General features: G+C 41.2%; 25 protein-coding genes and 1 pseudogene. 15 read left to right on the top strand and 11 right to left on the bottom strand.

Annotated features, from left to right (window positions below):
- Positions 1 to 67: 67 nt before the first annotated feature.
- Both truC and C8D76_RS06595 read right to left on the bottom strand, forming a co-directional pair.
- Entirely contained in the window at positions 68 to 790 is a 723-nt protein-coding gene (gene truC / locus C8D76_RS06590) for a tRNA pseudouridine(65) synthase TruC (RefSeq protein WP_116631996.1), read from the bottom strand.
- Positions 787 to 1,107 carry a YqcC family protein gene (locus tag C8D76_RS06595; RefSeq protein WP_423802750.1) on the bottom strand — a complete coding sequence of 107 codons (321 nt, stop codon included), beginning with the start codon at positions 1,105 to 1,107 and terminating at the stop codon, positions 787 to 789. The genes truC and C8D76_RS06595 overlap by 4 nt, the downstream gene beginning before the upstream one ends.
- Positions 1,108 to 1,161: 54 nt before the next feature.
- Between C8D76_RS06595 and C8D76_RS06600 the strand changes: the two genes are divergently transcribed.
- The 5 genes from C8D76_RS06600 to purR all read left to right on the top strand — a co-directional run bounded on the left by C8D76_RS06600 (position 1,162) and on the right by purR (position 6,204).
- Complete coding sequence (locus C8D76_RS06600; protein ID WP_116631997.1) at positions 1,162 to 1,944, top strand: Zn-ribbon-containing protein; 783 nt, start codon at positions 1,162 to 1,164, stop codon at positions 1,942 to 1,944.
- Complete coding sequence (queF, locus tag C8D76_RS06605) at positions 1,944 to 2,780, top strand: NADPH-dependent 7-cyano-7-deazaguanine reductase QueF (RefSeq protein ID WP_116631998.1); 837 nt, start codon at positions 1,944 to 1,946, stop codon at positions 2,778 to 2,780. The genes C8D76_RS06600 and queF overlap by 1 nt, the downstream gene beginning before the upstream one ends.
- Positions 2,781 to 2,798: 18 nt before the next feature.
- A complete protein-coding gene (ppnN, locus tag C8D76_RS06610) occupies positions 2,799 to 4,163 on the top strand; it encodes a nucleotide 5'-monophosphate nucleosidase PpnN (RefSeq protein ID WP_116631999.1) in 1,365 nt (454 codons plus the stop codon).
- An 82-nt stretch (positions 4,164 to 4,245) separates the two neighbouring features.
- On the top strand, positions 4,246 to 4,944 hold the full coding sequence (gene can, locus C8D76_RS06615; protein WP_116632000.1) for a carbonate dehydratase: 699 nt from the start codon (positions 4,246 to 4,248) through the stop codon (positions 4,942 to 4,944).
- 255 nt (positions 4,945 to 5,199) lie between these two features.
- Positions 5,200 to 6,204 carry an HTH-type transcriptional repressor PurR gene (purR, locus tag C8D76_RS06620; protein ID WP_116632001.1) on the top strand — a complete coding sequence of 335 codons (1,005 nt, stop codon included), beginning with the start codon at positions 5,200 to 5,202 and terminating at the stop codon, positions 6,202 to 6,204.
- Between the two features lie 112 nt (positions 6,205 to 6,316).
- On the opposite strand, the gene C8D76_RS06625 is transcribed toward purR, so the two are convergent.
- Both C8D76_RS06625 and C8D76_RS06630 read right to left on the bottom strand, forming a co-directional pair.
- Positions 6,317 to 7,279, bottom strand: coding sequence for an oxidoreductase (locus tag C8D76_RS06625; RefSeq protein WP_116632002.1), 963 nt, complete (start codon positions 7,277 to 7,279; stop codon positions 6,317 to 6,319).
- 191 nt (positions 7,280 to 7,470) lie between these two features.
- A complete protein-coding gene (locus tag C8D76_RS06630; RefSeq protein ID WP_116632003.1) occupies positions 7,471 to 8,211 on the bottom strand; it encodes an MIP/aquaporin family protein in 741 nt (246 codons plus the stop codon).
- Positions 8,212 to 8,551: 340 nt separating this feature from the next.
- On the opposite strand from C8D76_RS06630, the gene glpK reads away from it, so the two are divergent.
- The 5 genes from glpK (at position 8,552) to C8D76_RS06655 (ending at position 13,680) form a co-directional block, all read left to right on the top strand.
- Complete coding sequence (gene glpK / locus C8D76_RS06635) at positions 8,552 to 10,063, top strand: glycerol kinase GlpK (protein WP_116632004.1); 1,512 nt, start codon at positions 8,552 to 8,554, stop codon at positions 10,061 to 10,063.
- Between the two features lie 302 nt (positions 10,064 to 10,365).
- Positions 10,366 to 10,833 carry a hypothetical protein gene (locus C8D76_RS06640; RefSeq protein ID WP_116632005.1) on the top strand — a complete coding sequence of 156 codons (468 nt, stop codon included), beginning with the start codon at positions 10,366 to 10,368 and terminating at the stop codon, positions 10,831 to 10,833.
- Positions 10,834 to 10,960: 127 nt separating this feature from the next.
- Positions 10,961 to 11,947 carry a helix-turn-helix transcriptional regulator gene (locus C8D76_RS06645; RefSeq protein WP_116632006.1) on the top strand — a complete coding sequence of 329 codons (987 nt, stop codon included), beginning with the start codon at positions 10,961 to 10,963 and terminating at the stop codon, positions 11,945 to 11,947.
- Positions 11,948 to 12,051: 104 nt separating this feature from the next.
- Positions 12,052 to 12,798 carry a PP2C family protein-serine/threonine phosphatase gene (locus C8D76_RS06650; RefSeq protein ID WP_116632007.1) on the top strand — a complete coding sequence of 249 codons (747 nt, stop codon included), beginning with the start codon at positions 12,052 to 12,054 and terminating at the stop codon, positions 12,796 to 12,798.
- Positions 12,799 to 12,858: 60 nt separating this feature from the next.
- Positions 12,859 to 13,680: an SIR2 family NAD-dependent protein deacylase gene (locus tag C8D76_RS06655; protein ID WP_116632008.1), complete on the top strand. Its 822-nt coding sequence runs from the start codon at positions 12,859 to 12,861 to the stop codon at positions 13,678 to 13,680.
- 170 nt (positions 13,681 to 13,850) lie between these two features.
- On the opposite strand, the gene tyrA is transcribed toward C8D76_RS06655, so the two are convergent.
- The 3 genes from tyrA to sppA form a co-directional block, all read right to left on the bottom strand.
- Positions 13,851 to 14,975 (bottom strand): bifunctional chorismate mutase/prephenate dehydrogenase, encoded by a 1,125-nt coding sequence (gene tyrA / locus C8D76_RS06660; RefSeq protein WP_116632009.1) that lies wholly within the window; start codon positions 14,973 to 14,975, stop codon positions 13,851 to 13,853.
- An 81-nt stretch (positions 14,976 to 15,056) separates the two neighbouring features.
- Positions 15,057 to 16,109 carry a 3-deoxy-7-phosphoheptulonate synthase gene (locus C8D76_RS06665; protein WP_116632010.1) on the bottom strand — a complete coding sequence of 351 codons (1,053 nt, stop codon included), beginning with the start codon at positions 16,107 to 16,109 and terminating at the stop codon, positions 15,057 to 15,059.
- 132 nt (positions 16,110 to 16,241) lie between these two features.
- A complete protein-coding gene (gene sppA, locus C8D76_RS06670) occupies positions 16,242 to 18,101 on the bottom strand; it encodes a signal peptide peptidase SppA (protein ID WP_116632024.1) in 1,860 nt (619 codons plus the stop codon).
- A gap of 196 nt (positions 18,102 to 18,297) precedes the next feature.
- Between sppA and purE the strand changes: the two genes are divergently transcribed.
- The 3 genes from purE to C8D76_RS06685 all read left to right on the top strand — a co-directional run bounded on the left by purE (position 18,298) and on the right by C8D76_RS06685 (position 21,200).
- Complete coding sequence (gene purE / locus C8D76_RS06675) at positions 18,298 to 18,795, top strand: 5-(carboxyamino)imidazole ribonucleotide mutase (RefSeq protein WP_116632011.1); 498 nt, start codon at positions 18,298 to 18,300, stop codon at positions 18,793 to 18,795.
- Between the two features lie 3 nt (positions 18,796 to 18,798).
- Complete coding sequence (gene purK / locus C8D76_RS06680; RefSeq protein WP_116632012.1) at positions 18,799 to 19,878, top strand: 5-(carboxyamino)imidazole ribonucleotide synthase; 1,080 nt, start codon at positions 18,799 to 18,801, stop codon at positions 19,876 to 19,878.
- Between the two features lie 131 nt (positions 19,879 to 20,009).
- On the top strand, positions 20,010 to 21,200 hold the full coding sequence (locus tag C8D76_RS06685; RefSeq protein WP_116632013.1) for an amino acid aminotransferase: 1,191 nt from the start codon (positions 20,010 to 20,012) through the stop codon (positions 21,198 to 21,200).
- Between the two features lie 63 nt (positions 21,201 to 21,263).
- Here the strand turns inward: C8D76_RS06685 and degS are convergent, their stop codons facing one another.
- Genes degS through nrdR form a run of 3 tightly spaced genes read right to left on the bottom strand, consistent with a single transcriptional unit; the run spans position 21,264 to position 23,879 of the window.
- Positions 21,264 to 22,307, bottom strand: coding sequence for an outer membrane-stress sensor serine endopeptidase DegS (gene degS, locus C8D76_RS06690; protein WP_116632014.1), 1,044 nt, complete (start codon positions 22,305 to 22,307; stop codon positions 21,264 to 21,266).
- Complete coding sequence (gene ribD, locus C8D76_RS06695) at positions 22,300 to 23,427, bottom strand: bifunctional diaminohydroxyphosphoribosylaminopyrimidine deaminase/5-amino-6-(5-phosphoribosylamino)uracil reductase RibD (protein WP_116632015.1); 1,128 nt, start codon at positions 23,425 to 23,427, stop codon at positions 22,300 to 22,302. The genes degS and ribD overlap by 8 nt, the downstream gene beginning before the upstream one ends.
- Before the next feature lie 2 nt (positions 23,428 to 23,429).
- Positions 23,430 to 23,879 (bottom strand): transcriptional regulator NrdR, encoded by a 450-nt coding sequence (gene nrdR / locus C8D76_RS06700; RefSeq protein WP_116632016.1) that lies wholly within the window; start codon positions 23,877 to 23,879, stop codon positions 23,430 to 23,432.
- A 120-nt stretch (positions 23,880 to 23,999) separates the two neighbouring features.
- Between nrdR and C8D76_RS06705 the strand changes: the two genes are divergently transcribed.
- A complete protein-coding gene (locus tag C8D76_RS06705) occupies positions 24,000 to 24,497 on the top strand; it encodes a YbhB/YbcL family Raf kinase inhibitor-like protein (RefSeq protein WP_116632017.1) in 498 nt (165 codons plus the stop codon).
- A 128-nt stretch (positions 24,498 to 24,625) separates the two neighbouring features.
- Positions 24,626 to 25,294, top strand: coding sequence for an iron-sulfur cluster repair protein YtfE (ytfE, locus tag C8D76_RS06710; RefSeq protein WP_116632018.1), 669 nt, complete (start codon positions 24,626 to 24,628; stop codon positions 25,292 to 25,294).
- A 404-nt stretch (positions 25,295 to 25,698) separates the two neighbouring features.
- On the opposite strand, the pseudogene C8D76_RS06715 reads toward ytfE, so the two are convergent.
- Positions 25,699 to 25,774: pseudogene (locus C8D76_RS06715) on the bottom strand (IS1595 family transposase); the annotation flags it as partial.

Genomic DNA, 25,774 nt, shown 5'->3' on the forward strand with positions numbered 1-25,774 from the left:
TTTTATCTTGAGCATTCGTTCAACATTTCAACGTAGCCATCAGGGTATCAACATAGCCGTCAGGGTATCAACGTAGCCGCCAGGCAAATTTTTCTAACAAGGCTTGCCATTGTTGGTCTAAGTCTGCACAAATTTTAATTCGTTGCTGTGAAATGGGGTGCTGAAAGGTTAAAGTTCGAGCATGCAGCATCAATCTTGTTATTCCAGTATGCTCTGCCAATCCCCGATTTTGGTGCAAATCGCCATATTGCGTATCCCCTAAAATGGGATGGAAAATATGTTTCATGTGACGACGTAACTGATGCTTGCGCCCAGTGTGTGGCGTGAGTTCCACTAAAGAATAGCGTGCCGTTTGATACTTCCCTATCGCCCACGGCATTTCCACCGTTTGCAAACCTTGGTAATCGGTTACCGCACTTTGCGGCTCTTTGTTTTCTTGGGCGAATTTATCCGCAATTTTATCCAACTGAATCTTTAATGGATAATCAATGCGTGCGCTATCCGTCAAATAGCCACGCACCACCGCAAGATAGCTTTTCTCTGTGGATTTCTGCTCAAATTGCTGACACAACAAATTGGCGACTTCGCTACTCAGTGCAAATAACAAGACGCCAGATGTAGGGCGATCTAAGCGATGAATGGGGAAAACGTGCTGCCCAATTTGATCGCGCAAGGTTTGCATCACAAATTGCGTTTCATGGCTATCAAGCCAACTGCGGTGCACTAGCATCCCCGCAGGTTTATTCACCGCAACAAGATATTCGTCTTGATATAAAATTTCGAGCGTCATTGTTTTTGTAACAACTGTTCAATTTCAATGATCGGACGCAATAAATCCGTTAGACGCTCCTGTTCTTTCAACGCTTCTTCAATATAAGGCGAAATCGCAATTTGGCTTGGCAAGGGCAATTGGCTCTCACAAAGCGCGTGCATACGAGGAATAAACACCCATTGTAGCCACTCTGTTGGGCTCATGGTGTCAATGGCAAAAGGTTCTTGGCTGGCGAATGCTTCTTCAGAAGGCGCTTCAATTTGCCATAGATCTAATTCGTTCATCACCGCTTGAAGTGCGGTCAAATGTTGGCGAGTTTTGTGTCGAATTGGCATAAACATTCTCGATAGGTTAAGATGTGACTTATTCTAACGAAAATGACAATAAAAATGTATCTTGTTGAAGTATTTTTCCAAAATAATCAGCCTGATTTAGGGCTTGAACAAATGCCGTATATTAATCGTGTTATCGATCAATGGCGTTATAACGGGCAAATTATTGGGCGTGAAATTCCTGTTTTTGTGGCGGAACAAGACGGCGAAAACGGGTTTGGCACGCGTGTCATTTGCCCCGAACAATCAAGCCTGTTGCCTGAAAATAACAATGCTGAAGTCGCTCTTGCCCTTGAACAGGCGGAAAAGTGCGGTCTAATTTTAGATAGTTTTCAAATTATTAGCGAAGATCTCAATTCTGATATTACCTTTGAACAAGAACGTCCTGAATGGCAGGTGTTGTACACCACCTATTTACAAGTCTGTTCGCCGCTGCACAGTGGTGATCGTCTTGCGCCGATTCCGCTCTACAAACAGCTGAAAAATCAACAGCACTTAAGCATGGATGTCATCAAATGGCAGGAAAATTGGCAAGCCTGCGATCAGTTGCAAATGAATGGCTCAGTGCTAGAAAAGCAAGCCTTGGCAGAAATTTCTGACATTCATTCAAACAGTTTTAAACACGGTTATTCGCTTGCGCAAGAAATTGAGCGTGAAACTCAAATTCCAACTTTTTATTATTTGTATCGTGTTGGCGGCGCTGATCGTTTCTCAGAGCAACAACGAAAATGCCCTAAATGTGGTGGTGATTGGGCGCTTTCCGCTCCGCTTTTTGACCTTTTTCATTTTAAGTGCGATCATTGTCGCTTGGTGTCGAATATGTCATGGAATTTTCTATAATGAATTACGAATCTCAATTAAAAAGCCTTAAACTCGGGCAAAAAACAGAATATAAAGCCCAATACGACTGCACTTTGCTACAACCTGTGCCACGCGCGTTAAATCGTGACGGCTTAGGCATTACCACGCAACAGCCGTTCAACCAAGGTGCGGATATTTGGACGGCTTATGAAATTTCGTGGCTGAACGCAAAAGGCTTGCCACAAGTCGCCATTGCCGATGTAGAAATTGATTTTCGCTCGGTGAATTTAATTGAATCGAAAAGTTTTAAACTTTATTTGAACAGCTTTAACCAAACACACTTTACCTCTTTTGACGAAGTCCAACGCACAATGCAACAAGATCTCAGCGAATGCGCGCAAGGGGATGTCAAAGTGCGGTTAAATTCTGTCGAGTTTTATACTAATCAGCCGATCAATGCGCTGGCTGGCGAATTAATTGACGCGCAAGACATTGAAATTTCAGATTATGGCTTTAATGCCGAGCTATTAGCGGATTGCACGGATAAAAATTGGGTGGAAGAACGTTTAGTCAGCCATTTGCTAAAATCCAATTGTTTAATCACCAGCCAACCAGATTGGGGCAGCCTGCAAATTCACTATGTTGGCAAACAAATCAATCGTGAAAAATTATTGCGTTACATTGTGTCATTCCGCCAACATAACGAATTTCATGAACAATGCGTGGAACGGATTTTTTGCGACATTATGCGCTTTGCCAAACCCGAGAAACTCACGGTTTACGCACGCTACACACGCCGTGGCGGGTTAGATATTAATCCGTTTCGTTCCAATTTTGAAACTGTTCCAAGCAATTTACGCTTGGCACGCCAATAAAAGATTATAAGGAAAATTATGAGCCATATTCATTATGTAAACCCGAAAGGCAGCATGGATTTGCTTTCTCACGCAGAAGTGAAACAGCTGAGAAAACAGGCCACTTCATCACTTTATCAACTTTACCGCAATTGTTCATTAGCGGTATTAAATTCAGGGGCGGTAACCGATGACAGCCGTGCCCTACTCGGCAAATATGCGGATTTTGATATTAATCTCATCGCCAAAGAACGTGGCGTTGCCCTTGAATTGCATAATCCGCCCGAAACCGCATTTGTGGACGATGTGATGATTCGCAATATCCAATTCCATTTATTCGCGGTGTTGCGTGATATTTTATTCGTCAACGCAATGATGCAGCGTTTTGGCTTGGGGCAACCACAAAGTAGCGAAGACATTACCAACCAAGTGTTCAGTATCCTACGTAATGCAAAAGCCTTGATTGTGGGCGAAGATCCTAATCTTGTGGTTTGCTGGGGCGGACATTCAATCAGCCAAATAGAATACCAATATTGCCGTGCAGTCGGGCTAGAATTGGGGCATCGAGAACTCAATATTATTACAGGCTGCGGAACAGGCGTAATGGAAGCACCAATGAAAGGTGCTGCCATTGGGCACGCCAACCAGCGTTACAAAAATAGCCGTTTCATTGGTATTACCGAGCCATCGATTATCGCCTCTGAGCCGCCAAATCCCATTGTGAATGAATTGATCATTATGCCGGATATTGAAAAACGCCTTGAAGCCTTTGTGCGTATGGGGCATGGCATTGTAATTTTCCCTGGTGGCCCAGGCACATTTGAAGAATTTATGTTTATTTTGGGCATTAAATTGAATCCGCAAAATCAAGCGCAGCATTTGCCTTTAGTATTAACTGGCCCTAAAGAAAGTGCGGATTATTTTGCTGCCATCGATCATTTTGTGGCGGAAACCTTAGGTGCAGAAGCGCAAAAGCAATATGAAATTATTATTGACGATCCTGCTGCCGTGGCGCGCCAAATGCATAAAGCCATGATTGATGTGAAAAAACAACGCTACGAAAATACCGACAGCTATGCCTTTAACTGGTCGCTTAAAATTGATGCAGAATTGCAACATCCATTTATCCCAACCCATGAAAATATGGCAAACCTCAATTTGCATTTAAACCAAAGTGCGGTCAATTTAGCCGCAAATTTACGCCGCGCCTTTTCTGGCATTGTGGCAGGCAATATCAAGGCGGAAACCCAAGATCAAATTGAAAAATTGGGTAAATTCCAGCTAAAAGGTGATGCGGATTTAATGCGCAAAATGGATGAATTATTGCAAAGTTTTGTGAAACAACACCGTATGAAATTGCCAACGGGCGATGCTTATGTGCCTTGTTATCAAATCACACGTTAATGCATTTATTTCAGATGGCCGACTTTTAGCCGCTGATTATCTTTGCACACCAAATATAAAATAGAATTTTTAAGGAAAGTACATGAAAAAAATCGAACAACTTTTTGCCAACAATCATAGTTGGGCAACACGTATGCGTGAAGAAAATAATGACTACTTCCGCGATCTCGCAGAAAAGCAAACGCCTGATTATCTTTGGATTGGTTGTTCCGACAGCCGTGTTCCCGCTGAAAAACTCACCAATTTAGGACCGGGAGAACTTTTTGTTCACCGCAATATCGGTAACCAAGTGATCCACACCGATCTAAACTGCCTTTCTGTGGTGCAATATGCCGTTGATGTGCTCAATATTGAACATATCATCATTTGCGGGCATACAAACTGTGGCGGTATCAAAGCGGCAATGATTAAACAAGATCTCGGTTTAGCCAACAACTGGCTGCTCCATATTCGCGATATTTGGTTTAAACATAGCAGTTTGTTAGGCGGTCTTTCCCCTGAAAAGCGCGCGGATATGCTCACTAAACTCAATGTAGCAGAACAAGTTTACAACCTAGGGCGCTCTTCTATCATACAAGACGCTTGGGCAAGGGGGGCTAAACTCTCAATACACGGCTGGGTTTATGATGTCAGCGATGGCTACTTAATCGACCAAGGCGTACTCGCCACAAGCAGCGAAAGCCTTGAAATCTCCTACCGCAATGCCATTGCACGCTTACACAGTTTAAACGAAGAAGATATCTTCAAAAAAGAAACAAAAGAAAACACAGAAAATTTATAAAAATTTGACCGCACTTAATACTCTCAAGTGCGGTCAATTTTTGTTAAGTTTTTGCTATTAAAAAATGGCTGTTGCTAGAAATACTACGATTGCTAACGAAAGCACAGTCATCATCATTGAGTAACCGAAATCGCTCATCATCTTCTCCTAAATACTAATTGCTAAACGATTGCATTCTAACAGTTATCTATAATTTTTCCATATTAATTTTTCATTATTGCCGTATAATACGCAAAATTTTAAGGAGAATATTTCATGGCAACAATCAAAGATGTCGCAAAATTGGCAGGGGTTTCCACCACCACCGTTTCGCACGTAATTAATAAAACTCGCCACGTCGCTGAAGACACCAAAAATATCGTTTTAAGCGCAATTGAAGAACTCAACTATTCCCCGAGCGCTGTTGCTCGCAGCTTGAAAGTGAATACCACAAAATCTATCGGTATGATTGTGACCACCAGCGAAGCGCCCTATTTCGCTGAAATTATTCATGCGGTCGAAGAACAATGTTATCGCCAAGGCTATTCACTCTTTTTATGCAATACGCAAAATAATCCTGAAAAAATCAAAAATCACGTCGAAATGTTGGCGAAAAAACGGGTAGATGGCATTTTGGTGATGTGTTCTGAATATAAAGATGACAGCTTGGATTTGCTCAAAAATTATAGCAACATTCCTATGGTGGTAATGGACTGGGGCCCGTTGAACCCTAATACGGATCGCATTTTGGATAACAGTTTCCAAGGCGGTTATTTGGCGGGGAAATATTTGGTCGAAAATGGACATAAAGAGATTGGTTATCTCAGTGCTGAATTAACGAAAACAACCGCGCGCAAACGCTATGAGGGCTTTTTAAAAGCCTTGCATGAAGCGGATTTGGAAATGAACCCTGATTGGTTATATGAAGGATCCTTTGAGCCTGAAGACGGTTATGAATGTATGAACCGTTTATTGGCGCAACCTGTTCGCCCAACCGCTGTGTTTTGCTGTAATGATATTATGGCATTTGGTGCGATTTCTGCAATTACCGAGAAAGGTTTGCGTGTTCCTGACGATATTTCCATTATCGGTTATGACAACGTGCATATTTCCCGTTTCTGCGCGCCGCCATTAACCACTATTCACCAATCCAAAGCGCGCCTAGGCGAACGTGCGCTCAACCTATTGTTTGAGCGGATTACCAATAAATCTGATGAACGTAAAACCATTGAGATTTATCCTGAATTAGTGATACGAAAATCAGTGAAAAAAATCAATTAATCCCAAGATACTGGGAAAATTTATCATTTAATGCGTGCTTTTGTGAAAGATATGCCAAATAAAAAGCACGCATTATATTATGCGTGCCTTTACTGCTCTATTTTCTATAACACTATTCAATTCGCTGTTCGATAGTTTCTAGTAGTTTCACCGCTAACAATGCGAGATTAAAACGTTGTTCATCCGCCACAGACCAAAATTCAATGCCATTTTCCACCGCACTTAGGTTGCTGAGATGCAGTTTAACGCTTTCTTCATGGCTTTCTTGTTCGCCATTTAACACTGGCGTAATCAGATTATCTTCAACTTGAAGCAACTCATTCCCTTGCCATTGCGCTTTGATTTGCTCTGGATCCAATTCATAAGCTGAAAGTGCGGTCACTTTTTGTCCCATTCCATAGAACACTGGCGCTTGGATAGCATGAAATACCGCATTCACTGTGGGATAAATTTTTTGTAATTGTGCAGATAAATTCACCGCACTTTTTGGAAATACATCAAAGGCTAAACGCTGTTCACCGTCATCCAATGGGATTCCATTGAGCAAATGTGCCGTTTGCCCTGCTAATTTAGACACGGTTTCACCATCGGTATAAGATGTGGGCAACATAGACGTAACAAATAGCTGAGTTAATTGATATTGTTCAATACATTGTGACAAACTCAAAACAAGTTGGCTCACTTGCGGATCAGGCATAGCAACAATGTTACGTTGTTTAATATGTGCCAAATGTTCATCATTTGCGCTTGGAACAACCACAGGCACGCCTGCAATATTAGCGGTTACCCCTTTTATATCAATGACAACACAACCTGCTTCTGCAGCATTTGCAATATGCGTTGCTTGAGCGGTATCCCCAGCAAATAATAAATAATTAAATTCTGACCACTCGACTTCATCTACTGCTAACTGCGCTACTGCACGATTATTAAAACGCACGCCTTGTTCTTCGCCAAAGGGCGTAATTTCAACGATAGATAGCTTTTCTACGGGCAATTCACTTTTCTCTAAAAATTCAGCAATTTTCTCGCACAGTTCAAATTCTGCTGCGATAGCGACCGTTAATTTTGTCATTTCTTATTCCTTGTTATTAAATAATTCGCCTATTCTACTGATATTTAGCGAAAAAAGGAAATGAGCGGATAACGGATGCAACATTGCACAGCGAAGAAAAAACAAGAATTTTTGTTACGTCAAATCATACAGATAAAAAGAACTCAAAATCGTTAAGTTTTGAGCTCTTTTTCATGGAATAACTGAAATCCTTACATAATGATGTTATAGGCGATTGCGGCAATCACACCACCTGTAATAGGGCCTAAAACAGGCACCCATGCATAGCCCCAATCTGGAGAAGTATTTAATTTTTTGCCTAAAATCGCTAATGCGATACGCGGGCCTAAATCACGGGCTGGATTAATGGCATAACCTGTTGTGCCGCCTAAACTTAAACCAATTGCCCAAACAAGAATGGCGACTGGCAATGCGCCGATAGAGCCTAATCCAATTGGTGCAGGCGCTTCTGTTCCCGGTAATACCACATGACCTGATGAAATATAGAAAATAACAGAAACAAGAACAACCGTGCCGACTACTTCACAGAAGAAGTTGCTTGCATAGTTGCGGATAGCAGGCTCGGTTGAGAAACAGGCACGTTTTGCACCAGCGTCTTCGGTAATTTTGAAATGATCACGATAGAACAAATATACTGTAAAGGCGCCGACAATACCGCCTGCAACCTGTGCGGCAATATAACCCGGAACCATCGCCCAATCAAAACCGCCTTTCACGGCAATGCCCAATGTTACAGCAGGATTTAAATGCGCACCGCTGTATTCCCCTGTTGCCACAACAGCAACATAAACGGCAAATGCCCAAGCGGTGGTGATCACAATCCAGCCTGAACTATTTCCTTTAGTTTTGTTCAAGCAAACATTGGCAACAACGCCATTACCCATTAATACTAATAATGCTGTACCTAAAAATTCAGCTAAATACGCATTCATAAGACGCTCCTTATAATTTATTGAACTATCTTTGCAAATTCGTTCATATTCAATACAAAATACGGAATAGCGCTTACTAGAGTGATTGTTATTATCTTGCTTTAAAAATGAAATTCAATGCGGGATTTCAATTTTTTAACAAATTTGTTAACAAGATCACGTTAATGAACAAATGTTTTTTTGCTTTTGTGATTCAGCTCAAAATTTCAGAAAAATCCCATTTAAATTGTGGGATTAATGAATTAATGTAAGCACGCAATTCGTTCATTGATACTCAAAACTGGGAAATATCTTACTAAAAACTAAAACTTATCACTCCCCTCATAAAAGGAATTGATTTATGACAGATAAAAAATACATCATTGCATTAGACCAAGGCACAACAAGTTCTCGTGCGGTGTTACTCGATCATAACGCGAATGTTGTTGAAATTGCTCAACGTGAATTCACCCAAATTTATCCGCAAGCAGGCTGGGTGGAACATAACCCAATGGAGATTTGGGCGACCCAAAGTTCAACCTTAAATGAAGTGGTGGCGAAAGCAGGCATTACTTCCGATGAAATCGCAGCGATTGGGATCACAAACCAACGTGAAACCACTATCGTCTGGGAAAAAGCAACAGGCACACCAGTTTACAATGCGATTGTATGGCAATGTCGCCGCACATCTGACATTACCGATAAGCTCAAAGCTGATGGTTATGAAGAATATATCCGCAATACAACGGGCTTAGTGGTGGATCCTTATTTCTCTGGCACAAAAGTCAAATGGATTTTAGATAACGTAGAAGGCGCGCGTGAAAAAGCAGAACGTGGCGAATTATTATTCGGTACCGTGGATACTTGGCTTGTTTGGAAATTAACTCAAGGCCGTGTTCATGTAACAGATTACACCAACGCATCGCGTACGATGTTATTCAACATCCACACTAAACAGTGGGATGACAAAATGTTAGAAATCTTAAATATCCCACGTTCAATGTTGCCTGAAGTGAAAAACTCTTCTGAAGTATATGGACAAACCAATATCGGTGGTAAAGGTGGCGTGCGTATTCCTGTGGCAGGTATTGCGGGCGACCAACAAGCGGCGTTATATGGACATTTATGTGTTACCGCAGGTCAAGCAAAAAACACTTACGGCACAGGTTGCTTTATGCTACTCCACACTGGTAACAAAGCGATTACATCAAAAAATGGCTTGCTCACAACCATTGCTTGTAACGCAAAAGGCGAACCTGAATATGCGCTTGAAGGCTCTGTATTTATTGCTGGCGCTTCTATTCAATGGTTGCGTGATGAACTCAAAATTGTACACGACAGCTATGACAGTGAATACTTCGCCACCAAAGTGCCAAACACCAACGGCGTTTATGTGGTGCCTGCATTCACAGGTTTAGGCGCGCCATATTGGGATCCTTATGCGCGCGGGGCAATTTTAGGGTTATCTCGTGGTGCAAACCGCAATCACATCGTGCGTGCAACCCTAGAATCTATCGCTTACCAAACTCGTGATGTGTTAGAAGCGATGCAATCAGATTCAGGTGAAAAATTGAAATATCTCCGTGTGGATGGTGGTGCAACAGCCAACAACTTCTTGATGCAGTTCCAATCTGATATTTTAGACGTAAACGTTGAACGCCCTGTCGTGAAAGAAGTGACAGCATTGGGGGCGGCTTATCTAGCGGGTCTTGCCGTTGGCTTCTGGAAAGACTTGAGTGAATTGCAAAATAAAGCCCGTGTTGAACGCACATTCAGCCCTGACGATGACAACGAAAAACGCGAACGCCGTTACAAAGGCTGGAAAAAAGCAGTTCGCCGTGTATTAGAATGGGAAAAAGAAGACGCTGAATAATCCAGCAATAACCCAAAGTGCGGTCAAATTTTTTAAAATTTTTGACCGCACTTTTTTGCCCAATCGGCAAAATTAATGGATTTATTCCAGCTATTGCCTATACCTATCCCCACTCAATACCCCGATAAATTGCATTTTCCTTTCCTAGTAAGGCATTCAAATTCAATCCTTTGATGATCTAAATAGTATTTGGCGAGCTTATTCATATTGTGTCATTTGCTAACACAATAAAATCATATTATGCGACACAAAATATCATATCAATATATAAAATAGCCTTTATTTATCTTCAAGGAATCACAATGGACAACCTAATTCAATATTTTACTGATAAAACCAAAGCCGCATTAAAAATATCTCTCAAAGATGATAATGTGAATGTTGAAAATTTATCATCTGAGAAAGCAGCAGAAATCATCAATAATTTTATGGTGACTGATGACTCTTCAAGACCCCTATATATTGACACCGCAGATATCAAATATGTGCTACAAGATCGAGACTTAGAATGTATTTTTGTTGAAATTGACTCTTGGAAAAATCTCAATGATTTTTATCAAAAAATAGATAAGATCATGAAATATATCAAACCTAACAACGAGATTTTATGCGCTATTGAATCTGGAGAAGATATAGAGTTAGACCAGTACAATTATATTGCAAAGGCCATGCATAGTTTTAAACCGAAAAATGGAAGTGCTATTGTAGGGCTGAATATCATAGAGTCGCTTTTAGGCAAGCTAAACATGTTTATATGTTGGGGCATTTAACTATAAAAATTGTGCGATTTTATAAATCTGAGAATGAAATAGCATTATCAGAATTTATGATTTAAGAATGCTCAATTTAACCAATTGATTATGCTATAATTTTTTAAATTAATACTTGGAGAAAATTATGGCAAATCGACCAAAAGATATTGATGCAACGCTTTTACTGTTAGAAATTTTACGGATGATTCCTAAGTTGCCAGAGAGCATAGAAGCCAGAAAAATTCACCAAAAACTCGCTGATTTAGGTTTTAAACGTGATTTACGCAGTATTCAGCGGGCTTTGCAAATGCTCTGCCAACATTTTGATGATTTAGAATGTAATGATGATAGTAAGCCTTACACTTATTATTGGAAAGAGCGTTCAGCTGGCTTTGCGCTGCCTATTTTAAATGAGCAACAATCACTATTGTTAAAACTGGCGGAAAAACAGCTGAAATATCTATTGCCTGCGAATATTATGTCTGCGATGCAACCGTTTTTTGATCAGGCTGAGCGAATGGTTTCAGGGGCTTATCCAAATGGCAAAGAAAAGCCTGCGCAACAATGGCTAGGTAAAGTTTGTGTCACGCCGACAAGTTTGCCGCTAATTCCTGCCAAAATAAAAGAAGAGATTTTTTCAGCTGTTAGTCAAGCTTTGTATTTAAATAAATTATTGAAAGTTGAATACCAAAATCCAAAGGGCAAAAAACACGCAGCCACCATTATGCCGCTCGCAATTGCACAGCAAGGTGCGACCATTTATCTAATTTGTCGTTTTGATGGGTTTTCTGATACGCGAATGTTAGCAATGCATCGTATTCGTAAAGCGGAAATTTCTACATTTAGTTTTGAACGTCCGAAAGATTTTAATTTACAAACTTATCAAGAAGAAGGTCATTTAGGTTTTGCTAGCTATCAAAACATTCGTAAAATCCGCCTGACCTTTTCAATTTCAAAATGGGCAGGCTTTCATTTAACGGAAACGCCAATTTCCAAAGATCAACAACTTTTAGAAGAAAGTGATGAACATTACCGTTTTCGAGCAACGGTTTCTGAAAATGATATGCTCGAATGGTGGATCTTAAAATTTGGCGAAGATATTTGGGATATAGAACGAGAGCCATTAACATAAATTTACGAGCCATATCATTAACCAACAAATGATATGGTTTATCATTTTTCTGATTGGTTATTTCATAGTAAGCAAAGTGCGGTTAAATAATTAGGAGATTTTTTATGGCATTTGAAATCACATTCTGCCAGCAAGCTGGTAACAGTAAAAAGCAAAATCAAGATGCGTTATTCAATGGCGTAAACCTTTATCAATGGAAGTTAAAAAACGCCGAAAGTGTGATTTTAAATGATGAAAAGGTCATTCTAGGTGTTGCCGATGGTATTTCTAATAGCTTAAAACCCCAACTTGCTAGCCGATTTTTAATGGAAAAATTAAGTCAATGTCAAAAACTTAATTCCACTTGGCTAAAAGCCGCACAAAATGAATTGAGCGAACAATATACCCAATCTTATTTCGGAACAAGTAGCACTTTTGTTGCTTGCGAACTTAATAAAGATGGCGCGGGAAAAATAGTCAACACAGGCGACAGCCGAGCTTATAAAATTACAGTAAATGGCGAATGGCAACAGCTTAGTTTTGATCATACCATTTTGGCTGAAATGCAAGCTCAAGGCTTAGTTGATGAAAAAAGAGAATACGCAGCAATGTATCAAGCGTTATCCGATTGTATTAGTGCGGACTTTGATAGTGCGGATTTCCGCATTCATGTTGCTGAATTTCAGCTAGCTAAAGGTGAAAGCATATTACTTTGTTCAGACGGCTTATATAATTACATCACACCTACACATATTAACCAAATCTGGAAACACTACCCTAATAACATTGAACGGCTGCAAACCTGCAGAAAAATGGTCAAAAAGCACCACTTGTACGATGATTTTTCTGCTATTGTTTGTCAGTTTTTATAATCTTGCGACACAACTTTTCGCGCCCCTACTTACAATACTTAAAAGATCAAGGGGGAACCGATGAAAAATGATTTTAATTATGCTGTTGAGCTTATTCATCAAGCTGACGGCATTTTAATTACCGCAGGGGCTGGAATGTCTGTTGATAGTGGCTTACCTGATTTTAGAAGTGTTGGCGGATTATGGAATGCTTATCCCCCACTTAAAAAGTTTAATGTGCAATTTATCGATATTGCAACACCGCTTGTCTATGAGCAACGCCCCGAACTAGCCAAATGGTTTTTCGCTCATCGCTTAAATCAGTATCGCCAAACAGAACCCCACGAAGGCTATGTAATGTTAAAACGCTGGGCGGAAAATAAACAATATGGTTATTTTGTATTTACCAGCAATGTAGATGGGCATTTCCGCAAGGCTGGTTTTCTTGAAAATCGCATTTATGAATGTCACGGCACATTAGACCGCTTACAATGCGTGAATAACTGCCAAAACCAATCTTGGTGGGCTGATGATTATCATCCTGTTACAGATGATGAGCAATGCATCGTGGTGAGTGAAGTACCAACCTGCCCAAATTGCGGAGGTTTAGCGCGACAAAATGTAATGATGTTTAATGACTATACTTATTGCGAAAGTTACCAACTCGGCAAATACGCACTACTCTGTGAATGGTTACGCCAAACCCAACGCCCTGTTGTTATTGAAATTGGTGCCGGAAAAGCCGTCCCAACAGTACGTACTTTTTCTGAACGCATCGCCAAACAGAAAAAAGGTGGCTTAATTCGTATTAACCCGATTGAAGCAGGCGTACCTAAAATGCATTTTTTAAGTTTAGAAATGGGCGGATTGCATGCATTAAAAACGATTGATGAAATGTTGTAATCAGATATTGTTTAGGTATAGAGCCGCTTAGATTGACGTTATTATATAAGTTGTTATATAAACAAGATGTAAAAGATCAGGTTTGATCTGCCCCAAATAATCCAGCAATAAACAACAAGTGCGGTCAAATTTTTTAAAATTTTTGACCGCACTTTTTTTATCAACGAATTTTAGCTATTTCGATAATCATTTGCCTGTTGTAAAAGTTGGCGGCTTTCTTTCATAAACTGTTCAGAATATTCGCCAAACCATTCACGCACTTCGTTGAACGCGTTGATAAACCCTTGTTTATCGCCGTTTTCAAAGAATTTTAGGCTTTCTTCATAGCTTTGTTGTAGGCTTTCGATAACCTCTAAATTTTCAGATTTATCCATAATAATATCCGCATATAATCCGCCATCTTGGGCAAATAAACGCCCAATCATGGCAAGCTCTAAGCGATAAATAGGCGATGATAAAGCTAAAATGTTGGATAATTTAATTGGTTGGCGCGATAAATGGTAGCCATTGGCAAAGGTAGAAAAATGGCGCAACGCTTGGATGTAGGTCATACTGCGATCATGCTCTGTTGCATCAACTTGGAACACTTTCGCTCCCCACATGGTGATTTGGTCAAGCAGCCATTGATAACGCTCAGGATAACGCCCATCACAACGCACCACCACTTGTTTCGCCATACTGGCGATGTCTGGTCCGAACATCGGGTGCAAGCCTAGCACCGCGCCTTTATGCACATTTAACATTTTTTCCAATGGCTGACGTTTCACCGAGGTTAAATCGGTCAGCAACATATTTTCCGTTAAATAGGGCTGTAATCGCTCAATCGTTTCCAAGGTTTTCGCAATCGGCACGCACACAATCACGACATCAGAATTTTCCAGAATTTTGTCCGCACTTTGCCAATCATGGCTTCCCAAGGCTTGCACGTGATAGCATGAAGCACGCAAGAAACGCGCAAATAAACCACCTAATTTACCGTTTCCGCCAACAATCACAATTTTTTTAATCTCGGGATTGACGGTTTTGAATCCATAATGATTTTCACTGGTATAAGATTCGCGCATTAAACGGCGTAGCACATCTTCGATCAAATCAGCGGGCACGCCCATATTTTCTGCCTCTTGGCGGCGAGCGGCTAGCATATCTGCTTCACGTTCAGGCACATAAATGGGCAAGCCATGTTCATGTTTGATTTCGCCTACTTTTTTCACTAAAGCTAAGCGTTTGGCAAAAAGGTCGATGAGCGCTTTATCTAGCACGTCAATTTCATTTCGGATTTCTTTTAATGCGTCCATTTTATTTCTCTAAATGCATGAACTGAATACATGAAAGGACGCCTTTGGACGTCCTTAAGTGCGGTCAAAATTTGCGATATTTTAGCGATTTTTCAGATCCGCTGCAATTTTGCGTAGCAAATTCTCTGTGGTTTCCCAACCAATACAGGCATCGGTAATTGAGACGCCGTATTTCATTTCACTCACAGGCTGTTCTGCTGATTGGTTGCCTTCATTAATATTGCTCTCAATCATTAAGCCAATGATCGATTTTGAGCCATTGACAATTTGTTGAGTGGCATCTTCCGCAACAATAGGTTGGCGGCGATAATCTTTATTGGAATTGCCGTGGCTGCAATCAATCATAATGGCGGTTTCTAATCCTGCTTTGGCTAATTCTTCTTCACATTTTTGTACGAACTCAGCCGTATAATTTGGCGCTTTTCCCCCGCGTAAAATCACATGTCCATCGGGGTTGCCCTCGGTGTGTAATAAATTCACTTGCCCTTTTTGGTTAATGCCAATAAAGCTATGCCCCATTGACGCCGCTTTCATACCATTAATTGCGGTGCCAAGGCTGCCGTCTGTACCATTTTTGAAGCCCACCGCCATAGATAAACCCGAAGCAAGCTCACGGTGTGTTTGCGATTCTGTCGTGCGTGCGCCAATGGCAGACCAACTGAATAAATCCGCTAAATATTGTGGTGTCATTGGATCTAAAGCCTCAGTGGCTAGCGGCAAGCCCATTTCCACTAATTCTAATAACAATTGGCGAGCAATATGCAAGCCATGTTCAACATCAAAAGTGCCGTCAATTTTGGGATCGTTGATTAAACCTTTCCAGCCCACCGTGGTGCGCGGTTTTTCAAAATAAACACGCATAACCACATAAATTTGATCTTTTAATTCTTCTGACAAGGCTTTCAAACGTTTAGCATAATCCAATGCTGCAAGGGGATCGTGAATGGAACAAGGCCCGATCACCACCAATAAACGGTTGTCTTTTTTATGGATAATGTCAGAAATTTCACTACGATGCGTTTCGATTTGTGTACGCAATTCGGCGGGCAGTGGTAATTTTGTTTTTAATTCTGCGGGTGTGATGAGTACTTTTTCCGAAACGATATGGACGTTATGGATACTATCTTTCTTCATTTTGCCTTCCTTAGGTTGTAATTTTTTTAATACATTAAATGTAACGATTAAGCTACATGATAAATTTTAAAATTGCAACTACTCTTTTTAAAATTTATAAAAAAATGACCGCACTTTAGGCGGTCACTCGGTTTATTTGATATTCGCACAATTTAAACAATACAAATATTGTCCTTTAGGATCGTTAAATTTAGTTAACAGTCCGAGCTCTTTTTGTATTTGTTGTGTGTCTTTCGGCAATCCCAACATTTCGCTGACAGAACTACGCAACAACGCTTTGCTTTCTTGTTTAAAACTATTGAGTAAGGCATTAATGCCTGTTGCTTCTTCCGTGAGCCAAACCACATCAAAATCGGTCGGCGTATCAGTTGCCAATTTGGCTTGCGCCAAGGCTTTTGCTTTTTCCACCGCCACTCGCATATTGCCAAGCTCGTCCACTAATTTATGTTGCAAGGCTTCTTGACCGAGCCACACTTGCCCTTGCGCAACTTTATCAACTTCGATTTTGGAAAGCTTACGCCCACGGCTTACCACCTCTAAAAACGCATCATAACCGTGTTCAATTTCAGCTTGGAATCGCTCGCTGACGGCTTTAGGCAATGTTTGTAAACTATTCACATTGGCAAAAGGCGATGTACTCACACCATCGGTGGAAATACCTGCTTTTTTAAGGGTTTTCTCAAAGGTTGGCAACATCGAAAAAATACCGATAGACCCAGTAATGGTGTTTTTATCGGCGACAATATAATCCGCAGTGCTAGAAATCCAATATCCCCCAGACGCCGCCATACTCCCCATTGAAACCACAACAGGTTTGCCCAATTTTTGCAGCTGTTCCGTTTCTTGGCGAATTTTCTCTGAGGCAAAGGCACTGCCGCCTGGGCTATTTACGCGTAAAATCACGCCATTAATGCGATCATCTGATTGCGCTTTGCGTAACAGCGCGACAATACTATCGCCGCCAACGTTTTCTTCATAAGACTCTCCATCGATAATCGTGCCTTCCACATTGATCACCGCAATATTATGGGGATATTTTATGCCATCTAAGCGATCAGGCAATGTCGCTAAATAGCTATCGAAATCAATGTGTTGGAAGTCGTCATCATCTGATTGCCCAAAAAGTGCGGTCAATTTTTCAGATAATTCTGACGGGGTCGCAAGCGCAGTCACCAACTGGCGTTGCATCACATATTTTGTGCTATTGCCGCCCAAGGCTTTGAGTTCTGTGAGATATTGTTCTGTAGCAGGCAAGACGGTCGTTTCTGGAATGTGGCGATTTTGTGCAATACCTTGTTTATAATTATTCCACATTTGGTTTAACCAGCGTGTCGTATTTTGTTTCGCATCAGGCGACATATCATCACGCAAGAACGGCTCCACGGCGGATTTATAGGTTCCCACACGGAAAACATGCGGCGTGACTTCTAATTTATCCATCATCGATTTGAAATATAAATGCTGTGCAGAAAATCCTTGAATTCCTACATCGCCGACAGGATTAAGATAAATCTGATCGGCAAAGCTCGCTAAATAATATTGCGCTTGGCTATAATTATCCGCATAAGCAATCACGGGTTTGCCAGACTGTTTAAAGCGGTTGATCGTAGAACCCAAATAATCCAATGCTGGCAAATCTGCCCCTTCAAAATAATTGAGATCGAGCACCAGCCCTTTGATTTTTTCATCTTCAGCCGCGTGATTAATGGCATACACCACATCAAAGGTGGAAATTTGCGTTGGCGCAGGTTGCCCATTGATTTCTTGCAACAGGGTTTGCCATTTCATATTCTCATCACGATTATCCGCCAAATAGCCATTCAAATTAAGCAACAATGCACTCGGCTGTTCTAGGGTTTCGGTGCTTTTATGGCTATGAAGCAGGCTAAATACGCTGATAACAAATAGCATAAAAACAAGAAAGAAAATATTCATGACAAGATCACGAATAAAATTGAATCCTTTCCAACACCATTTCAATACATTCCAAATAAATTTCATCGTTTTCTCTTTCAAGCTCCTAACAAATAAAACGGGCTTACTATAACAAAAAGCACTGTATTTTTCAGCGTCTATTTAAAACTGATGAAATTCTCAGCGCACTTTTTTGTCATCAGCAGTTTTTATCGCAATCGTTTGCCTAATATGTTATTCTTACGCCGATTTTCATCTTGATACAGGAACGACAATGTCAAATTTATCCCCTAAAGTCGCCATTGTAATGGGCTCTAAAAGTGATTGGGCAACAATGCAAGAAGCCACGCTAATTTTAGATGAATTACAAGTGGCATATCACGTAGAAATCGTCTCTGCACATCGCACCCCTGACAAATTATTCCGTTTTGCCGAAAATGCTGAAACGAGCGGCTATAAAGTGATTATCGCTGGCGCAGGCGGTGCAGCACATTTGCCCGGTATGATCGCCGCCAAAACGCTCGTGCCAGTGTTGGGCGTGCCTGTCAAAAGTTCAATGCTCAGTGGTGTAGATAGCCTATACTCTATCGTCCAAATGCCAAAAGGCATTCCTGTAGGCACCCTTGCGATTGGTCCTGCGGGCGCGGCAAATGCAGGTTTGTTGGCAGCACAAATTCTCGCCGCATGGGATGATGAATTGATTGCGCGTCTAAAAACATTCCGTGAAAAACAAACCAACCTTGTATTAGATAATCCAGATCCAAGAGATTAATGTATGCAAAAAAGTGCTCTATATCCCACTATTTATGTGTTAGGCAATGGTCAACTTGGGCGAATGTTACGCTATGCTGGTGCGCCACTCGATATTCAAGTTGAACCATTGGCTTTTGATGCGCCTGTTTTTGATTTGCCCCAAAATGCGCTCATTACAGCGGAAATTGAACGCTGGGCAGAAACGCCATTAACCACAATGCTCGGCAACCACGAATTATTCGTCAATAAAAATGTATTCAGCAAAACCGCCGATCGTTTCACTCAAAAATCCCTTTTAGATGAACTCAATTTGCCTACATCGCCTTGGTGTTTAGTAAAAAGTGCGGTCGATTTTGAGAAAATTTTTAATGAAATTGGCGATAAAGTGGTCGTTAAACGCCGTACTGGGGGCTATGACGGCCGTGGACAATGGATTGTTAGCACAGAAAATCAAAACGTGATCACCGATGAACTCTTTGGGGAAGTCATCGCAGAAAAATTTATTCCCTTTGACGGCGAAGTTTCCATCGTGGGCGCACGTTTTCGTGATGGCACCACTCGCTTCTATCCCGTTACCCATAATCTGCAGCAAAATGGGATCTTGCGTTATAGTGTTGCCGATGATTCTAACGCGCATTTGCAGCAACAGGCAGAGACAATGCTCGGCAAAGTGATGTCGCACTTAGATTATGTGGGCGTAATGGCGATGGAATGTTTTGTGGTGGATGGTAAATTATTGATTAATGAATTAGCGCCACGGGTGCATAATAGTGGACACTGGACTCAACTTGGTTGCTCAATCAGCCAATTTGAACTACATTTGCGCGCTTTACTTGATTTGCCAACGCCAGAATTACAAGTTTTTGCGCCGAGCGTGATGGTGAATCTCATCGGCACGGAACATAATCCGCAATGGCTCAATATGCCATTTAGCCAAGTGCATTGGTATGGCAAAGAAGTGCGTGCAGGTCGCAAAGTGGGGCATATTAATTTGACGCATATGGATAAAAAAGTGCTGATTGCACAGCTGAACAAACTTCGTCATCAATTACCTGATGATTATCAATCGGGTTTAGATTGGGCGATTGAAAAATTGAAATAATCTAATTTAATACGCGATTTATTAATGAATATTTAATAAATCGCTTTTTTATTCAAATACTATTGCAATAAAACTCTGAAATCAGTATAAAAGAACTATTCAATTTAACACAACATGTAAAGGATCAAAGTATGTTTGAGAATATTAAAGCCGCGCCAGCGGATCCTATTTTAGGTTTAGGTGAAGCATTTAAAGCAGAAACTCGTAGCCCAAAAGTAAACCTAGGTATCGGTGTATATAAAGATGCACAGGGCAACACGCCAATTATGAAAGCAGTAAAAGAAGCGGAATCGCGTTTACTTGCTCAAGAAAGTACGAAAAACTATTTGGGCATTGATGGCGTACAAGAATTTAATGCACTAACACAAGAATTATTATTTGGTGCCGATTCTGAAATCATCGCTCAAAAACGCGCTAAAACCGTGCAAAGTTTAGGCGGAACTGGCGCATTGCGCATTGCGGCTGAATTTATCAAACGCCAAACAAAAGCACAAAATGTGTGGATTTCTGCGCCAACATGGCCAAACCACAATGCGATTTTTAATGCTGTGGGTATGACTATTCGCGATTATCGTTGGTATGACGCCGAAAAGAAAGCTTTAGACTGGGATAATTTAATCGCAGATTTAAGCAATGCCAGTGAAGGCGATGTGGTTTTATTACACGGCTGCTGCCATAACCCAACAGGGATCGATCCAACCCCAGAGCAATGGCAAGCCTTGGCTGATTTATCCGTGAAAAACGGTTGGTTGCCACTATTCGACTTCGCTTACCAAGGTTTAGGCAATGGTTTAGATGAAGATGCGGTTGGATTACGCACATTTGCGAAATGTCATAAAGAATTATTAGTTTCAAGCTCATATTCTAAAAACTTCGGTTTATATAACGAGCGTGTCGGTGCCTTTACCTTAGTTGCGGAAAATGCCGAAGTGGCAGCTGTGGCTTTAACTCAAGTGAAAACTATCATTCGTACCATTTATTCAAACCCGGCTTCACACGGTGCAGCAACAGTGGCAACTGTATTGTCTGACGCTAAATTGCGTGCTGAATGGGATGCGGAACTCACAGAAATGCGCAATCGTATCAAACAAATGCGTGGTAAATTTGTGGAATTATTGAAAGAATTCGGCGCACAGCAGAATTTCAATTTTATTACTGAACAAAATGGTATGTTCTCTTTCAGTGGCTTAACCGCAGAACAAGTTGATCGCTTAAAAGACGAATTTGCGATTTACGCTGTTCGCTCTGGTCGTATCAACGTGGCGGGTATTACCGAAGATAATATTCGTTATTTATGTGAAAGTATTGTAAAAGTACTTTAATACAAAAATTTGAAAAAAATGACCGCACTTTTGTGCGGTCTTTTCGTTTATCGAGCCTTGGAATTAGCTCTCTGGATATTCTTCAATAACCACAGGAATCGTTATTTCTTGATTATGACGCAGCACTAACAACGGCACTTTGGTATTTGGACGAGTATTGCTGATCAGATCCATTAATTGCGATGGGGATTTAATCTCTTGCCCTGCATATTTTAAAATGACATCATTTTCCCTTAGCCCAGCTTTCTGCGCAGGGCCACCAGGTTTAACCGCATCAATTTCAATGCCCATACCATAATCACGCTCTTGACCATTGCTATATAAAATATTGGTGCTCACCCCTAAATAGCCGCGAATCACACGTCCATCACGCAAAATGCGGTGCATTACATCATTAACCACCGTGATCGGAATCGCAAAACCTAAGCCCTCTGCGGTTTCCATTTCATTCTTACCGATAGTCAATGTATTAATGCCGATCAATTCCCCTAGAGAATTAATTAACGCGCCCCCTGAATTGCCGCGATTAATCGATGCATCGGTTTGAATAAAATTTTGCCGCCCGACAGTTTCACCGATGGCGTTGCGCCCTGTACCACTGATGATCCCTTGCGATACACTTTGCCCCAAGTTGTAAGGATTGCCAATGGCTAACGCCACATCGCCCACATGAACTAAACGATCGGGATTTTGTGGAATGGTGGGCAGGTTTTCTCCGTGAATACGCAACACCGCAAGATCAGTCAAACTATCAACGCCCACTAATGTGGCTTCATAAGCGCGGCCATCTTGCAGCAAAATGATCACCTGATCGGCAAGCTGGATCACATGTTTATTAGTCACCACCAAGCCATCAGCCGACATAATCACGCCAGAGCCCAATTCGTTGGTTGTGACTTCGCCTGCATCTAAATTATTTTCACTGGTGAAAGATTGGTTATACACATTCACCACCGCTGGCGAAGCTAAGCGAACGGCATTTTTAAAGGAAAATACTTCATTCGTTAATTGCAACGGCTGCCCACCTGTAAAACGCGGTAGCACAAAAAGGATCAATGCCGCACAAACTAAACCAATCAAGGCGGCGTGTAATAATTTCTTAACCATTCGTCTTCCTTATATAGGTTGTTTTTAAATCATCGCCAATTTTGACCGCACTTTTGAGCCCCCATAATGGCGCATCTTTTAATTGCGTCAAATGTGGCAATTGGCATAAACCGCGGGCTTGGTCGCCTAGCAATTTCGGCGCAATGTATAAGATCAACTCATCCACTAAATTTTCTTCAATTAACGCGCCCGCTAAATTCGCTCCTGCTTCCACCCATAACGAATTAATTCCACGAGCGCCAAGTTCTGACATTAAGGCAGAAAGTGCGGTGAAATTTTCCGCTGTTTTTAACACAATTTGCTCACAAAAATCGGGAAACGGGCTTAAATCACGTTCTTGATTGCCTACAAGCCAAACTGGCGAATGAGTTTGGAATAATTGATGATGTGGCTGCACACGGTGATGAAAATCTAAAATCACACGAACAGGCTGACGCACGGCGTGCTGCGTATATTCTTGCTGAATATCCGCTGGCAACTGTGCCCAACGCACATTTAAGCTGGGATTATCCATCTCAACAGTCACGCCCGTAGATAAAATTGCCGAGGCCGCCGCACGCCCCACTTGCACATCGGCACGCGCAGCTTCCCCTGTAATCCATTGGCTTTCGCCATTTGCCATTGCCGTTCTACCATCAAGGCTCATCGCTAATTTTAATTGAACAAAAGGTTTGCCCGTGCGCATTCGTTTGAGAAACCCTTGATTCAGCATTTCAGCTTTTTCTGCCAATAATCCCACCGCACTTTCAATGTCCGCATCCGCCAACATTTTGAGTCCGCGCCCTGCCACTTGCGGATTAGGATCGGGCATTGCGGCAATCACTTTTTTCACGCCCACTTGAATTAGCCCTAAAGCACAAGGCGGTGTTCGCCCATAATGTGAGCAAGGCTCAAGTGTGACATAAGCGGTGGCGCCTTTTGCTTTTTCCCCTGCATCACGCATCGCCATTACTTCGGCATGGGGCTCGCCTGCTTTAAAATGAAACCCTTTGCCCACAATTTCGCCGTCTTTCACAAGCACACAGCCCACCGCGGGATTTGGCGTTGTGGTGAAACGCCCACGCTGTGCTAAATCTATCGCGATTTGCATAAATTCATGATCTTGCGGGGTAAATGTCATCATTATTCCTTTAATTTTTCAATTTCTTTTGAAAATTCATTGATATTTTCAAAACTTAAATAAACAGAAGCAAAGCGAATGTAAGCTACTTTATCCAATTTTTTCAATTCATCCATGACCAAATTACCAACTAATTTGCTCGGCACTTCTCGCTCGCCCGTGGCTTGCAATTGATGAATGATGTGCCCAACAGATTTTTCAACATCATCTTCACTCACAGGGCGTTTTCCCACCGCATGTTGAATACTGCGGCGTAATTTATCTTCATTAAAAGGTTCACGCAAACCATCGGTTTTTATAATTTTAGGGGTGATTAATTCTGCGGTTTCAAATGTGGTAAACCGCTCGCGACAGTTTGTGCATTCACGGCGACGGCGTACTTGATAACCTTCCGAAACTAAACGACTATCAATCACTTTGGTTTCTTCAGTGGAACAAAATGGGCAATGCATAATTTTTTCCTTAAAATTGCAAAAATTCTGACGTAATTTTTGATGTAAATTTGACGTAGTCTAGCAAAATTTACATTAATTTACGATATGATAATCCCACTCAATAAATAAGGAGGAACAATGAAAGTAACGACTTCTGCCATTGTGAATGGCGTATTTGAAGATAAATATGGAAAACGTGGGAGCCAATTCAGCCCAAATGGTATGCCAACCTATTCCATTCCTTTTGAAATCCATAATGCCCCAGCAGGGACAAAATCTTTTGCGGTGGTGCTAGAAGATAAAGATACGATCACCGCTAGCGGTTTTGTTTGGATTCACTGGCTGATTGCAAATCTTGAACGCACCGCGGTGACTGAAAATGAAAGCCAAACGGCGGTGGATTTTGTGCAAGGCGCAAACAGTTGGGCGAGTGCGCTTGGGAATTTCAATATTGAAGAAGCCAGTGCTTACGGTGGCATGGCGCCGCCAAATTGTTTACACCGTTATGAACTGATTGTTTATGCATTAGATTGTAAACTTGATTTAGCCAAAGGCTTCCGTTTCAACGATCTGCATTTTGCATTGCAAGGGCATATTTTAGATCAAGCGGTTGTAATGGGAACTTATGACGTATAACACAAGCGTTAATACCGTAAATTGCCACAGATTTTATGTGGCTTTTTTATTTTTCCCCTTGCATTTTTCACAAAATACCATACTATTTAACTCAGAATTAAAACCGACTTAAACCATAAGGATTTATTATGTCATTTGCAAATCAAAAAATTGGTGAAATTGCCGTCGCCGTACCTGGCGCAACTAAACTTTTTCGTGAATATGATTTAGATTTCTGCTGCGGCGGTTCTGTCGAATTAGCAACAGCGGCAGCTAAAAAAGAGGTAGATCTCGCAGAATTAGAAGCGCGTTTAGCCCAACTACAACAAACCGCAGAACCTGAAGAAAAGGATTGGACTCAAGCCAGCTACGATGATTTCACTGCCTACTTAGTGAGCCGTTTTCATGACGGACACCGCGCCCAATTACCAGAATTAATTCAACTAGCTGAAACCGTAGAACGCGTGCACGCAGATCGCAAAGATTGCCCTGCTGGCTTGAGTGTAGAATTGCAAGCTATTTTTGATGAATTAAGCCAACACATGATGAAAGAAGAACAAATTTTGTTCCCAATGATTCGTGCGGGCAACTATGCGATGGCTTGCATGCCAATTCGCGTGATGGAAATGGAACACGATCAAATGGGCGATCAACTAGAAACATTGAAATCGATCACCAACAATGTTACCGCACCTGATGACGCTTGTTCGACATGGCGCACGCTTTATATTGGCGTGGGCGCATTTATTGAAGATCTCATTCAGCACACCCATTTAGAAAATAATATTTTATTCCCGCGTGTGCGTGCAGATGCATAATTGCAATACCCAATAACAGCACATAATAATAACCCATAAAAAATGGTGCGTAGTCTATACGCACCATTATCTTGCCAATAAATCCAACCCATCATTTCATTAGCCCATTAGCATTTCCATTAAAGACGATTTTCACATAAAACTTGCAAAATTTTGACCGCACTTTTGTGCTATTCATACGCTTTAACGGATACTTTTTCTAAATACGATCTCGTCATTATTATCAACAAGGCTATGTTTTAATAATGTGTTGATTTAATATTTAACAAAATATCATATAAACCCTATAATCAATACTAATTTCCCCACATGATACAGAACCTTTAGGTAATTCATCTATAAAGCTATCTTTAAAAATTTTTTCTTCTTTTGTATAAAAATTTAGGGGCTGACGTAGATTAGCCCTAAATTTCACACCATTTTCGCAATGTTTTTAGCTGCATTTTGGGTGTTCCAAAGTTAAACCGAAATTCACATTCC

Origin of the sequence: Alitibacter langaaensis DSM 22999 (assembly GCF_003096995.1) — a bacterium.
Taxonomy (GTDB): domain Bacteria; phylum Pseudomonadota; class Gammaproteobacteria; order Enterobacterales; family Pasteurellaceae; genus Exercitatus; species Exercitatus langaaensis.